The sequence below is a fragment of the Rummeliibacillus stabekisii genome, assembly GCF_007988965.1.
Classification (GTDB): domain Bacteria; phylum Bacillota; class Bacilli; order Bacillales_A; family Planococcaceae; genus Rummeliibacillus; species Rummeliibacillus stabekisii.
Window position 1 is genome coordinate 108,488 of sequence record NZ_BJVD01000004.1, and the last position, 13,041, is coordinate 121,528.

The 13,041-nt window shown below is 41.1% G+C and carries 12 protein-coding genes; all 12 read left to right on the plus strand.

The genetic code is table 11. The annotated features are described in order from the left end of the window. Nucleotides 1-10: 10 nt before the first annotated feature. The 12 genes from gap to smpB all read left to right on the plus strand — a co-directional run bounded on the left by gap (nucleotide 11) and on the right by smpB (nucleotide 12,796). On the plus strand, nucleotides 11-1,015 hold the full coding sequence (gene gap / locus RST01_RS09665; RefSeq protein ID WP_066789465.1) for a type I glyceraldehyde-3-phosphate dehydrogenase: 1,005 nt from the start codon (nucleotides 11-13) through the stop codon (nucleotides 1,013-1,015). 284 nt (nucleotides 1,016-1,299) lie between these two features. Beyond that, a complete protein-coding gene (locus RST01_RS09670) occupies nucleotides 1,300-2,484 on the plus strand; it encodes a phosphoglycerate kinase (protein WP_147196311.1) in 1,185 nt (394 codons plus the stop codon). A 26-nt stretch (nucleotides 2,485-2,510) separates the two neighbouring features. Next, complete coding sequence (gene tpiA, locus RST01_RS09675; RefSeq protein ID WP_066789460.1) at nucleotides 2,511-3,272, plus strand: triose-phosphate isomerase; 762 nt, start codon at nucleotides 2,511-2,513, stop codon at nucleotides 3,270-3,272. Beyond that, nucleotides 3,265-4,791, plus strand: coding sequence for a 2,3-bisphosphoglycerate-independent phosphoglycerate mutase (gpmI, locus tag RST01_RS09680; RefSeq protein WP_147196313.1), 1,527 nt, complete (start codon nucleotides 3,265-3,267; stop codon nucleotides 4,789-4,791). The genes tpiA and gpmI overlap by 8 nt, the downstream gene beginning before the upstream one ends. 19 nt (nucleotides 4,792-4,810) lie before the next feature. Next, a complete protein-coding gene (eno, locus tag RST01_RS09685; protein ID WP_147196315.1) occupies nucleotides 4,811-6,106 on the plus strand; it encodes a phosphopyruvate hydratase in 1,296 nt (431 codons plus the stop codon). A gap of 138 nt (nucleotides 6,107-6,244) precedes the next feature. Next, complete coding sequence (locus tag RST01_RS09690; RefSeq protein WP_147196317.1) at nucleotides 6,245-6,646, plus strand: VOC family protein; 402 nt, start codon at nucleotides 6,245-6,247, stop codon at nucleotides 6,644-6,646. 199 nt (nucleotides 6,647-6,845) lie between these two features. Then, complete coding sequence (locus tag RST01_RS09695; RefSeq protein ID WP_147196319.1) at nucleotides 6,846-7,130, plus strand: DUF3219 family protein; 285 nt, start codon at nucleotides 6,846-6,848, stop codon at nucleotides 7,128-7,130. Between the two features lie 6 nt (nucleotides 7,131-7,136). After that, on the plus strand, nucleotides 7,137-8,165 hold the full coding sequence (locus tag RST01_RS09700) for an LLM class flavin-dependent oxidoreductase (RefSeq protein ID WP_147196321.1): 1,029 nt from the start codon (nucleotides 7,137-7,139) through the stop codon (nucleotides 8,163-8,165). 601 nt (nucleotides 8,166-8,766) lie between these two features. Beyond that, a complete protein-coding gene (gene secG, locus RST01_RS09705) occupies nucleotides 8,767-8,991 on the plus strand; it encodes a preprotein translocase subunit SecG (protein WP_147196323.1) in 225 nt (74 codons plus the stop codon). Nucleotides 8,992-9,108: 117 nt separating this feature from the next. Next, entirely contained in the window at nucleotides 9,109-9,855 is a 747-nt protein-coding gene (locus RST01_RS09710; RefSeq protein ID WP_147196325.1) for an alpha/beta hydrolase, read from the plus strand. 42 nt (nucleotides 9,856-9,897) lie between these two features. Further along, nucleotides 9,898-12,276, plus strand: a complete 2,379-nt coding sequence (gene rnr / locus RST01_RS09715; protein WP_147196327.1) for a ribonuclease R — start codon at nucleotides 9,898-9,900, stop codon at nucleotides 12,274-12,276. Nucleotides 12,277-12,328: 52 nt separating this feature from the next. Beyond that, on the plus strand, nucleotides 12,329-12,796 hold the full coding sequence (gene smpB, locus RST01_RS09720) for an SsrA-binding protein SmpB (RefSeq protein ID WP_147196328.1): 468 nt from the start codon (nucleotides 12,329-12,331) through the stop codon (nucleotides 12,794-12,796). Nucleotides 12,797-13,041 lie beyond the last annotated feature (245 nt).

Genomic DNA, 13,041 nt, shown 5'->3' on the forward strand with positions numbered 1-13,041 from the left:
GGAAATAAAAATGACTTTAAAATTAGCGATTAATGGTTTTGGACGTATTGGCCGATTGGTATTCCGCGAAGCGTTTAAACGACAAGATATCGAAATCGTAGCAGTAAATGACTTAACAGATTCAGCTATGCTTGCACACCTTCTAAAATATGATTCTGTACACGGTATTTTAGATGCAGAAGTTTCTGCTGAAGGCGATGATCTAGTTGTAAATGGCAAAAAAGTTCGCGTTTACGCTGAAACAGATCCTGCAAAACTTCCATGGGGTGATTTGAATGTAGATATCGTTGTAGAATCTACAGGTCGTTTCACTGATTATGATTCAGCTCATAAACATGTGGAAGCAGGCGCTAAAAGAGTCATCGTTTCTGCACCTGGTAAAGACATGCCGACATACGTAATGGGCGTAAACAATGATCAATACAATGCAAAAGAAGATGTAGTTGTATCAAACGCTTCATGTACAACAAACTGCCTATCTCCAGTGGCAAAAGTGTTGGATGAACAATTTGGTATTAAACGTGGCATGATGACAACTGTCCACTCTTATACAAATGACCAACGTATCTTGGATTTACCGCACAAAGATTACCGCCGTGCACGTGCAGCAGCGCAATCTATGATTCCAACAACAACTGGTGCAGCTGTTGCAGTAGCAAAAGTATTGCCACAATTAAAAGGCAAATTAGATGGTATGGCGATTCGTGTCCCAACACCAAACGTATCTCTAGTTGACTTAGTTGTTGAGTTAGAAAAAGATGCTACACCTGAATCAATCAACAGCGCATTGAAAAATGCATCAGAAAATGAACTAAAAGGCGTAATGGCTTACTCTGAATTACCACTTGTATCAATCGATTACAACGGCAATACTTCTTCATCTACAGTAGATAGCCTATCTACAATGGTGCTTGAAGGCAACCTAGTAAAAGTACTTGCTTGGTATGATAATGAATCTGGTTATTCTACACGCGTAGTGGACTTAGCGGAATACATGGCTAAACAAGGCTTCTAAGTCAAACTAATCGTCAAATGACACTGTGCGTAATCCTGCATGAACGGGCAGCATAACCACTACAAACTTATAGATAAACAAGAAAAACTAGTGGGAGACAACTGCCCGTATATGTGCAAATTATCGAAACGAAAGACAAGGAGATAAAAAATATCCCCTTTGTGTCAAGTTTCACTTATAATGGATTATGGCAAAAAAGGAGAAGCGTATTATCTGACTTCTCCTTTTTTTGCGAATGTAGTAAGCGCTTTATTCAATCATTTGATAATTGGAGGATTGGCAAAATGAATCAAAAAAAGACAATGAATGATGTAGAAGTACAAGGGAAACGCGTATTTGTCCGAGTTGATTTCAACGTACCAATGGAAGACGGTAAAATCACAGATGAAACACGTATTAAAGCAGCATTACCAACGATTCAAGCTTTAGTAGAAAAAGGTGCAAAAGTTATTTTAGCAAGCCATTTGGGTCGCCCAAAAGGCGAAGTAAAAGACGAATTCCGTCTAACAGCTGTTGGCGAACGTCTTTCTGAATTACTAGGCAAAAACGTTCAAAAATTAGATGAGTCTATTGGCGAAACTGTTGAGAAAGCAGTAGAAGCTATGCAAGATGGCGACGTTATCTTACTTGAGAATGTTCGCTTCCATAAAGGCGAAGAAAAGAATGATCCAGCACTTGCAGAAAGCTTTGCGAAGTTAGCAGATGTTTATGTGAATGACGCATTCGGCGCTGCTCACCGCGCACACGCATCTACTGAAGGTATTGCGAAATACTTGCCAGCCGTAAGCGGATTGTTAATGGAGAAGGAATTAGAGGTATTAGGCAAAGCTTTATCTAATCCTGAACGTCCTTTCACAGCAATCATCGGTGGTGCGAAAGTAAAAGATAAAATCGGCGTAATTGAAAATCTTCTTGAAAAAGTAGATCATTTAATTATTGGCGGTGGTCTTTCATACACATTCATCAAAGCACAGGGCTATGAAATCGGCACTTCATTGTTAGAGGAAGATAAGATTGAGTTAGCTAAATCATTTATCGAAAAAGCAGCTGAAAAAGGTGTGAAATTACATATGCCTGTAGATGCTGTGGTAGCAAACGAATTTTCGAAGGATGCAGAAACAAAGGTTGTCGACATTGACCAGATCCCAAGCGATTGGATGGGACTAGATATTGGACCGAAAACAGTTGAAGAATATGCAGACGTAATCAAAAATTCGAAGCTGATTATGTGGAATGGGCCAATGGGTGTCTTTGAAATGGACAAATTTGCAAACGGCACAAAAGGCGTAGCCAAAGCTATGGCAGAGACAAACGGCTATACAATTATCGGCGGCGGTGATTCTGCTGCAGCTGTTGAAAAATTCCATGTAGCAGATCAGATGGACCATATCTCAACAGGTGGCGGTGCATCATTAGAATTTATGGAAGGCAAGGAATTGCCAGGCGTTGTAGCGCTAAATGATAAATAGTAAAAACAAATTGGAGGACGATTAGTGTGAGAAAACCAATTATTGCAGGTAACTGGAAGATGTATAAAACTTTATCGCAAGCTGTGGAGTTCGTACAAGAAGTAAAAACATCCATTCCTGAGAGTACAAAGGTAGACGCAGTAATCTGCGCACCAGCATTATTCTTGCCATCACTTGTAAAAGAGGCAGAGGGTTCAGCACTTGAGATTGGTGCTCAAACGATGCATTTTGAAAATGAAGGTGCATTTACAGGCGAAATTAGTCCAGCCCAATTAGAAGATTTGAAAGTAAACTATGTGATTTTAGGGCACTCAGAGCGCCGTGAATACAATAATGAAACAGATGAAAGCGTCAATAAAAAAGTGCATGCTGCATTTGAACATGGCATGACACCAATCATTTGCGTTGGTGAAACATTGGATGACCGGGAAAAAAGCCATACGATGGTGAAAGTGTCATCACAAGTTGGAGCTGCATTAAAAGGTCTTACAAAAGACCAAGTCGCTAAAACTGTGATTGCGTATGAACCAATCTGGGCAATCGGTACAGGTAAAACAGCTACTTCAGAAGATGCCAACACAGTATGTGAAGGAATCCGTAAAACAGTTGCAGACATCGCTGGTGAAGAAGCTGCAGAAGCAGTTCGCATTCAATATGGTGGTAGTGTAAAACCTGCAAACATCAAAGAATTGCTTTCAATGGAACATATCGACGGTGCGTTAGTCGGCGGTGCAAGTTTAGAGCCAGATTCTTATTTGCAATTATTGGAGGCGGGTGCAAATGCCTAACAGACCAGTAGCATTAATTATTCTTGATGGCTTCGGCTTCCGTGATGAAGTATTCGGGAATGCCGTGGCACAAGCGAAAAAACCAAACTTTGAGCGTTATTGGAATCAATTTCCGCATAATATGCTGACAGCTTCAGGTGAAGCAGTGGGTCTTCCTGCAGGACAAATGGGGAACTCTGAGGTCGGCCATTTAAATATTGGTGCAGGTCGAATTGTTTATCAAAGTCTTACAAGAATTGATAAGTCAATCCGAGAAGGCGACTTCTTTGAAAACAGTGCACTTTTAGATGCGATAAGTTTTGCAAAAGAAAAGCAATCTAAACTCCATCTCATGGGACTGTTATCAGATGGCGGCGTACACAGCCATTATGAACATCTATTCGCTTTGCTGAAATTAGCCAAAGACCAAGGGATCAATGAAGTATACGTCCATGGTTTCCTTGATGGCCGTGACGTGGGCCCGAAAACAGCTGTCACATACGTGATGGAAACAGAACGCCAAATGGCTGAAATCGGTGTCGGCGAGTTCGCAACGATTAGTGGTCGTTATTATGCAATGGACCGCGACAACCGCTGGGACCGTGAAGAAAAAGTCTACGAAGCATTAGTGGATGGAGAAGGCGTCGAAGCAGAATCTGCTGTTGCAGGTGTAGAAGCTTCTTATAAAAACGATGTCACAGATGAATTCGTAGTGCCATTCGTGATTAAAAAAGAAGGACAACCTGTCGCAACCATTGAAGACAATGACGCGGTGATTTTCTTTAACTTCCGTCCAGACCGTGCGATTGAGCTTTCAACAGCGCTAACAAATCCGTTGTTTGACGGCTTTGAACGAAGCAAAAATCATCCTGAAAACTTGAAATTTGTTTCTTTCACGCATTATAGCGATACAGTACTTGCTGAAGTAGCATTCCATAGCATCGATTTGAAAAATACGATTGGTGAAGTATTGTCTAACAACAACCTACGCCAACTGCGTATTGCGGAAACAGAGAAATATCCGCATGTTACATTCTTTATGAGCGGCGGTCGAGAAGAGAAATTCGGCCTGGAAGAACGGATTTTAATCAACTCACCAAAAGTAGCGACATATGATTTGAAACCTGAAATGAGCGCTTATGAGGTAACAGACGCATTGGTAGAAGCAATTGAAGCGGATCGTTTTGACGGCATCATCTTGAATTTCGCCAATCCAGATATGGTCGGTCATAGTGGTATGCTTGAGCCGACAATCAAAGCCATTGAAGCTGTGGATGAATGCTTAGGACGAGTAGTGGATGCACTTCTTGCCAAAGGTGGCGCTGCGATTATCACAGCAGATCACGGTAATTCAGATGAAGTGGTAACGCTAGAAGGCATGCCAATGACAGCCCACACAACAAATCCAGTCCCTGTGATTGTGACAAAAGAAAATATTGTTGTAAGAAGTGGCGGAATTTTGGCAGATTTGGCTCCGACCATGTTAAAATTACTAGGAGTGGACCAACCACTTGAGATGACAGGAAAACCATTATTTTAAAACCAAGGAGAGTAAAAAAATGCCAATTATTACAGACGTACAAGCTCGTGAAGTATTAGATTCACGCGGTAACCCAACAGTAGAAGTAGAAGTATTTACAGAATCAGGCGCCTTCGGACGTGCAATCGTTCCATCTGGCGCATCTACAGGGGAATATGAAGCAGTAGAATTGCGCGATGGCGACAAAAGCCGCTACCTTGGCAAAGGTGTTTTAAAAGCTGTAGACAACGTAAACAACATCATTGCACCAGAACTAATCGGTAATTATTCAGTGCTTGACCAAGTATCTGTGGATGAGCACATGATCGCTTTAGACGGTACAGAAAACAAAGGTAAATTAGGCGCGAACGCAATCCTAGGCGTGTCTCTAGCTGTAGCACACGCAGCAGCAGATTACCTTGATATGCCTCTATACCAATACATCGGCGGCGTGAATGCAAAACAATTGCCAGTACCAATGATGAACATTGTAAACGGTGGAGAACACGCGGACAATAATGTGGATATTCAAGAATTCATGGTTATGCCTGTTGGCGCTGAATCATTCCGCCACGCATTACGCATGGGTGCTGAAATCTTCCATTCCTTGAAAGCAGTCTTGAAAGAATCAAACTACAGCACATCCGTAGGTGATGAAGGCGGCTTTGCACCAAACCTTTCTTCAAATGAAGAAGCATTATCTACAATCGTGACTGCGATTGAACGCGCTGGCTACAAACCAGGCGAAGAAGTAATGCTTGCGATGGACGTTGCATCATCTGAGCTATATTCAGACGAAGACAACAAATATCACTTAGCTGGTGAAGGTGTGACAAAAACATCAGAAGAAATGGTTGCATGGTATGAAGAATTAACATCTAAATATCCAATCATCTCAATTGAAGATGGTCTTGATGAAAACGACTGGGAAGGTCACAAAATGTTGACTGAACGCATCGGCAACCGCGTTCAATTAGTAGGTGACGATCTATTCGTTACGAATACGAAAAAATTGTCTCGCGGTATTGAAGAAGGCGTAGGCAACTCAATCCTAATCAAAGTAAACCAAATCGGTACATTGACAGAAACTTTAGATGCGATTGAAATGGCGAAACGTGCTGGCTACACAGCTATCATTTCTCACCGTTCAGGCGAATCTGAAGATACAACAATCGCTGACATTGCTGTAGCAACAAATGCGGGTCAAATCAAAACAGGCGCACCATCTCGTACAGACCGTGTTGCGAAATACAACCAATTACTTCGCATCGAAGATCAATTGGCTGGTACATCTCAATACAACGGTATTAAATCATTCTATAACTTGAAAAAATAATAGAACGATTATTAAAAGCCTCCTATATTTTTATAGGAGGTTTTTTTATTTATAGTGGCGAAAGATAGCTTATTGTCTTTTTAAGAAGCAATAGGGGTTAAGCAGTATGAAACTAATTACAAAGCGAGGTTGATCTAAATGGAAAAGGTAACTCCATTCTTAATGTTCCAAGGTGGCAAAGCAGAGAAAGCAATGAATTACTACACTTCACTTATTGAGGATTCCTCCATTAAAAGTATTGTTCGGTATGGCCCAGGCGAAAATGGGGAAGAGGGAACCGTGATGCAGGCATTATTTTCATTAAAGGGACAGGAGTTCATGTGCATTGATAGTGCGCCTGTCCACAATTTTACTTTTACACCCTCATTCTCTATCTTCATTACGTGTGATTCGGAAGACGAGCTGACATATCTTTATGAAAATCTACTTGCAGATGGAGAAGCGTTAATGCCACTAGACAACTATGGTTTTAGTAAGAAGTTTGGCTGGGTGAATGATAAATTTGGTGTATCGTGGCAAATTAATCTTCCAAATGATTAATTGAAATAGAGTTTACAGAAGGCAATATACGTTTTTAAATCTCTCTAAAAGCTAAAAAATCAATCAAAGATTTTTCTTAGTACATATTTCTTTACAGCCTCCTATCATTTGTGGGAGGCTTTTATTATAGGGAGAAGGAATTTACTCTCTGTTAAGATGAGGAATAAAACATCCGAAACTAAAAATAGGAGTGATTGAATTGATCAGTAAAATGATTTTAGACGATAGAACGATACAATTAACTAATTATGAAGAAGAAAAAGTAAATGGATTATATAAAGTGGCAGTTGAGTTTGATGTGACAAGTGAAGAATATCATGATGTAGCAACACTGCTATATAAAGGAACGTTTGATGTAAAGATACCGGAGAAAGATTTAGCTTTTCGGGGGACTATCCATAACTATTCCACTTCTATTACAAACCTGTATAACAAAGGGGAAGTAGGACAGTATAAATTGACTCTGTTAGAAGTAAAGGATTGAGCTGAAATGAGGTTAAGCATACTAGACCAATCACCTATTTCTTCAAATCAAACTCCACACAACGCATTGAATGAATCAATGAATTTAGCAAAAGCAGGAGAAAAGCTAGGTTATACGCGATACTGGATTTCCGAACATCACGATCTGCCTGGGCTTGCATGCTCTTCGCCCGAAGTGATGCTAAGCTACATTGGCGCTCACACACAACATATTCGCATTGGTGCTGGAGCAATCTTATTGCCTTTCTATCGGCCTTTTAAGGTGGCAGAAACCTTTCATATGCTAGCCACATTATTTCCAAATCGCATTGACCTCGGGTTAGGACGTGCTCCAGGAGGATCAGCAGAAGCGACGAATGCATTGTCCGATAACTATTTGCAAAGTGTTTATAAATTTCCTACCGCGGTGAAGGAGTTACTTCATTTCTTAGACGACGACTTCCCAGCGGAAGCGGAATACTCCAAAATCTCTGCATCTCCTTTACCTGAACATCCGCCAGTACCTTGGCTTCTTGGTACAAGTAAAAAAAGCGCATTGCTCGCAGCAGAGAATGGCATGGCCTATACATTCGGCCATTTTATGAGTGACAATGAGGGTGCACCAATCGTCAAAGAATATAGGGAAGCCTTTATACCACGCAAAGAAGGGCAAACGCCACAAGTCATCGTCACCGTCTCTGCGATTTGCGCTGAGAGTACTGAAAAGGCAGAAGAAATGGCACTAAGCTCTCTCATCTGGTCTTTGCAAAAAGACAAAGGAGAAGGGCTGCAGGGTGTTCCTTCCATTCAAGAAGCGAAGCAATATCAGCTGACGGAAAAAGAAACGGAATCGCTAAATAGTACGAGACAAAACATGATCATTGGTAATCCGCATGAAGTGAAACAGAAATTAGATGAATTGCAAACAATGTATGGAGCAGACGAATTCATGATCAATACCATTGTATATTCTCCAGAGGAGCGAATTCAATCCTATCGACTAATTGCGAAAGAAGTATTGGGGCAGCCAAACAGTGATAGTAGTAAGCATAGCTAATATATTAATCTCTCCAAACATGCGCTATCCTAATACAAGGATAAGCGCATGTTTGTTGAAAGGTATGTACTGAATTTAGCATGGGTGAGCGAACGGCAGCATTAGGTAAGTATCACTCAATTCATGTCAATCAATCAGCCACAGCATAACCTTTTGTGAAGGGAGATAAACTATGACCAAACAACATGTCATAACGAACATCTTATTATTCCTGATTTTTTTAGCACTCCTGTTTATTGGCTTCCAAATTCACTCTGTATATAATCAGCTTGGAAACTTTAGTGAGCTTATGAGTTCTCTATTCTCGGATCAATAATTAGGGCAAACTTCTAATTTTTAAATTTTCAATCAAAAAATCTAGCAATGGCACTTCAAATTTTTACTTTTTTGTCGTAAAAGCTATAGAAGAATGTTAAAATAAAAGATAACTATAGGTTCTCACCGATGATTCATACAACATGACCGGAATAGTGTTTCGTTTTCCAGTAGGCATAGCTTTTGGTGTTGATCCTAAATTATCAAAACATAGTCTTCAAAAACTTAGTTTGCATTACATACAGCCAAAACTGTCGTGATGTTTTATCTGGAGGTGGAACTTTCTATGCATACAGTCATAATGACGCTTCTTCTAATTGTATCTTTAGGTTTGATTATTCTCGTGTTGCTACAATCAAGCAAAAGCGAAGGGCTTTCAGCACTTTCTGGTGGCGCAGAGCAGCTTTTCGGTAAACAAAAAGCACGCGGAATGGATCTAATCCTTGCACGTATAACAGTCGTGTTAGCTGTTTTATTCTTTATTTTAGCCATCGCCATTGCGAAAATTTAATGCATAAATTCGCCTAGCCGCTTTATGGTTAGGCGTTTTTACATATTTAGCTTATAATTAGTGGAATAGAGTGCGATTTGCGCTAGCAGATGAATGATTAGAAGGAGTGGACGCTTAATGAAAATCGTATTACCAGAACCATTCTTTTTCGAAGCAGGCCCACGCGCCGTATTACTATTGCATGGCTTTACAGGGAATTCAGCGGATGTACGGATGCTTGGCCGATACTTGGAAGAGAACGGCTACACATCACTTGCGCCTCAATACAAAGGACATGGCGTACCGCCGGAAGAACTAATACATACCAATCCAGATGAGTGGTGGCAAAGTGTACTGGATGCCTATCACACATTGTTGGATGCAGGCTACAAGGAAATTGCTGTGGCAGGATTGTCTCTTGGAGGCGTTTTTTCGTTAAAATTAGGTTATTCTTTTCCGGTTAAGGGAATTGTGACTATGTGTGCCCCGATGAGTATGAAGACGACCGATTTGATGTTTAAAGGTGTGCTTCAATACGCGGAACGATTCAATCGTTATTTTGAAAAAAATGATGAAGCGGCACAAAAAAGAATAGACTATCTAAAAGAACAAGGAATGCCTTCCTTAAAGGAATTGCGTGAACTCGTATATGATGTGCGCGAACACGTAGATGAAGTATATGCGCCAATTTTAGTGGTGCAAGGTAGGAAAGATAACGTGATTGATGTCCAATCTGCACCGTATATTTTTGAGACTGTAGAATCAAATGATAAAAAAATCAATTGGTACGAAGAGTCAGGGCATATCATTACATTAGATAAAGAACGTAAACAATTGCAAGAAGATATTCTAGATTTCTTAGAAACGCTTGATTGGTATGAGTAAAAAAAGTGACTTTGCAAATGCTACTTAAAGGAGGGAAGAACGATGAATACAGAATCAGTATTTGAAAAAAAATTATTAGAATTAATGAAAGACGAGGATTATAAGCCGCTGACTGTCTCAGAGCTAGAGGAACAACTCGGCTTGCAGGATGCAGTGGACTTCAAAGAACTTGTCAAAACGCTCGTTCAACTAGAACAGCAAGGAATGATTGTACGTACAAGAACCAATCGTTACGGCATGCCTGAACGCATGAACTACCTGCAAGGGAAGTTTATCGGCCATGCAAAAGGATTTGGGTTTGTCGCACCAGTTGAAGAAGGCATGGATGATGTGTTTATCCCGCCAAGCGACATCAACGGTGCTGTCAATGGAGATACCGTGCTAATACGCATTTCTTCAAATTCGTCAGGTGATCGCCGCGAGGGTTCGATTGTGAAAATTTTGGAGCGTGGTATCACGAAGGTAGTTGGTACATTCCAAGCGAATAAAGGATTTGGCTTTGTCGTACCAGATGAGAAAAAATTGCCAATGGACCTGTTTATTTCGAAGAACCATACGCTAGGTGCGATGGATGGCCATAAAGTAGTGGCTGAAATCATCGAATGGCCAGAAGATAATCGTTCTGCCACAGGGATGATTACTAAAATATTAGGCCATAAAAACGACCCAGGCGTTGATATCCTATCGATTATCCACAAGCATGACATTACAGTGGATTTCCCGCAGGAAGTATTAGATGCAGCGAAGGCTGTACCGGAGGAAATCTCAGACAAAGACCGTGAAGGCCGCCGCGATTTGCGCGATCAAATGATTGTTACGATTGATGGTGAAACAGCGAAGGACTTGGATGACGCCGTAACTGTAACGAAAAACGATGATGGCACATACCGCTTAGGCGTTCATATTGCCGACGTCAGTTATTATGTGCAGGATGGCTCAGCTTTAGACCGGGAAGCATATGACCGCGCAACAAGTGTTTATTTAACAGACCGCGTGATTCCAATGATTCCACACCGTTTGTCTAATGGGATTTGTTCACTGAACCCGCAAGTGGATCGACTAGCGCTTTCATGCGAAATGACGATCAATAAAAAAGGTGAAGTGATTGACCATGAGATCTTCCAAAGTGTCATCAAAACGAGAGAACGTATGACATACACGAATGTGTATAAGATTCTGGAAGAAAATGATGAAGAATTAAAAGAACGCTATGCAGATCTTGTCCCAATGTTTGAAGATATGAGAGACTTAGCCAAAATCCTTAATAACCGTCGTATGAATCGCGGAGCAGTGGACTTTGACTTCAAAGAATCATATGTCACAGTGGATGAAGAAGGCTGGCCAACGGATATTCTGTTACGTGAACGTACAGTCGCTGAGCGCTTGATTGAAGAGTTCATGCTTGTTGCCAATGAAACAGTAGCAGAGCATATTGACCGCATGAATTTGCCGTTCATCTACCGAATTCACGAAGACCCTAAACCAGAGAAATTACAACGCTTCTTCGAATTTATCACGAACTTTGGCTTAATCGTTCGCGGTACAGGGAATACAGTAGAGCCAAGAGCACTACAGGAAATCCTTGAGTCTGTGAAAGATATGCCGGAATATCCAGTGATTTCAACGATGATGCTTCGTTCCATGCAACAAGCCAAATACAGCCCTGAATGTCTAGGCCACTTTGGTTTATCAACGGAATACTACACGCACTTCACGTCACCAATCAGACGTTATCCTGACTTAATCGTCCACAGATTGCTGCGTACTTATCTGATCAATAATGATAGAAGCCGTGAAACAGTCAGCTACTGGGGCGGACAGATGGATGAAATAGCAGAGCATACATCTAGCCGAGAACGCCGTGCAGTTGATGCAGAACGCGATACAGAATCGCTCAAAAAAGCACAATACATGGCAGATAAGATTGGCGAGAAGTTTACAGGTATCGTCAGCTCGATTACAAACTTCGGTATGTTTATCGAACTTGAAAATACTGTCGAAGGCCTTGTGCATATCAGCAATATGACGGATGATTATTATAACTTTGATGATCGCCAAATGATCATGGTCGGCGAACGAACTGGCCGCATCTTCCATATCGGGGATGAAGTCGAAATCAGCGTTTTAGAAGTAAACGTTGAAGAATCAGCGATCGACTTTGAAATCGTCGGCATGCCAGAGGCAAAACGCCGTACGAGAAAACAAGCTCCTGTAGTGATTCGCGCGAAATCAAAAAGCGGAGAGCATGGCAGAGAAAAAGGCAGAAACAAGAAAGACAAATATCAGCCAAGCGGCGCAAAAGTGAATGGCAAAACCCGCAAGCAAGAGCGCAAAGCCTCAGGAAAATCTGGCGGCAAAAAAGCGTACTATGAAGGCATTGCCAAGAAACAACAAAAACGCCGTAGCAAGAAGAAAAAATAAGAGAAGAGCGTTTCGCTCTTCTCGCATCCATATTTTATAGAGGTGAGTTACTATGCCAAAAGGTTCTGGAAAAGTATTAGCACAAAATAAAAAAGCCGGATTCGATTACTTTATTGAAGAAACCATCGAAGCAGGCCTTGTCTTAAACGGCACAGAAATCAAGTCCATCCGCCAGGGGAAAGTGCAATTGAAGGATTCCTTTATCCTGATCCGTAACGGCGAAGCATGGATTTCCAACATGCATATCAACACATATGAACAAGGGAACATCTTCAACCATGACCCGTTGCGCGTCCGCAAATTGCTGTTGCACAAGAAACAAATCAACCAGCTGCGAGTCGATGTTAAACGTGATGGCTATACCATTGTACCGCTAAAAATGTACATAAAGGATGGATACGCCAAAATCTTGATAGGTCTAGGTAAAGGTAAGAAAAACTACGATAAACGTGCAGACTTGAAGAAAAAAGAAGCAAACCGCGAAATGGCTCGTGCCGTCAAAGCGAAAAATCAATTCTAAAATTTACCGCTTGAAGGTGAGTAGAAGCTGTACTATACTCTAATTCCGGCCTTGATGAGAAACATTTCAAGAGCCGATGCTAAAAGCGTATGACTTGAATTTCAGCACGATTTATCATATACTATCACTATAGCAATGCCAGTTCATAGTATGTCCTCATACTATTCCGAAACAGCTGTTTATTCAGCACCTTAATGGTTTTCCGCCTCTGCAAGTTCTACTTGGGAGAATAGACGGAACCTATA

What these genes read in the sequence shown, in the direction of transcription:
- rnr (WP_147196327.1), top strand. Translation starts at nt 9,898, where the DNA reads ATGAATACAGAATCAGTATTTGAAAAAAAATTATTAGAATTAATGAAA.
- RST01_RS09710 (WP_147196325.1), top strand. Translation starts at nt 9,109, where the DNA reads ATGAAAATCGTATTACCAGAACCATTCTTTTTCGAAGCAGGCCCACGC.
- RST01_RS09670 (WP_147196311.1), top strand. Translation starts at nt 1,300, where the DNA reads ATGAATCAAAAAAAGACAATGAATGATGTAGAAGTACAAGGGAAACGC.
- RST01_RS09690 (WP_147196317.1), top strand. Translation starts at nt 6,245, where the DNA reads ATGGAAAAGGTAACTCCATTCTTAATGTTCCAAGGTGGCAAAGCAGAG.
- RST01_RS09700 (WP_147196321.1), top strand. Translation starts at nt 7,137, where the DNA reads ATGAGGTTAAGCATACTAGACCAATCACCTATTTCTTCAAATCAAACT.
- gpmI (WP_147196313.1), top strand. Translation starts at nt 3,265, where the DNA reads ATGCCTAACAGACCAGTAGCATTAATTATTCTTGATGGCTTCGGCTTC.
- gap (WP_066789465.1), top strand. Translation starts at nt 11, where the DNA reads ATGACTTTAAAATTAGCGATTAATGGTTTTGGACGTATTGGCCGATTG.
- smpB (WP_147196328.1), top strand. Translation starts at nt 12,329, where the DNA reads ATGCCAAAAGGTTCTGGAAAAGTATTAGCACAAAATAAAAAAGCCGGA.
- eno (WP_147196315.1), top strand. Translation starts at nt 4,811, where the DNA reads ATGCCAATTATTACAGACGTACAAGCTCGTGAAGTATTAGATTCACGC.
- secG (WP_147196323.1), top strand. Translation starts at nt 8,767, where the DNA reads ATGCATACAGTCATAATGACGCTTCTTCTAATTGTATCTTTAGGTTTG.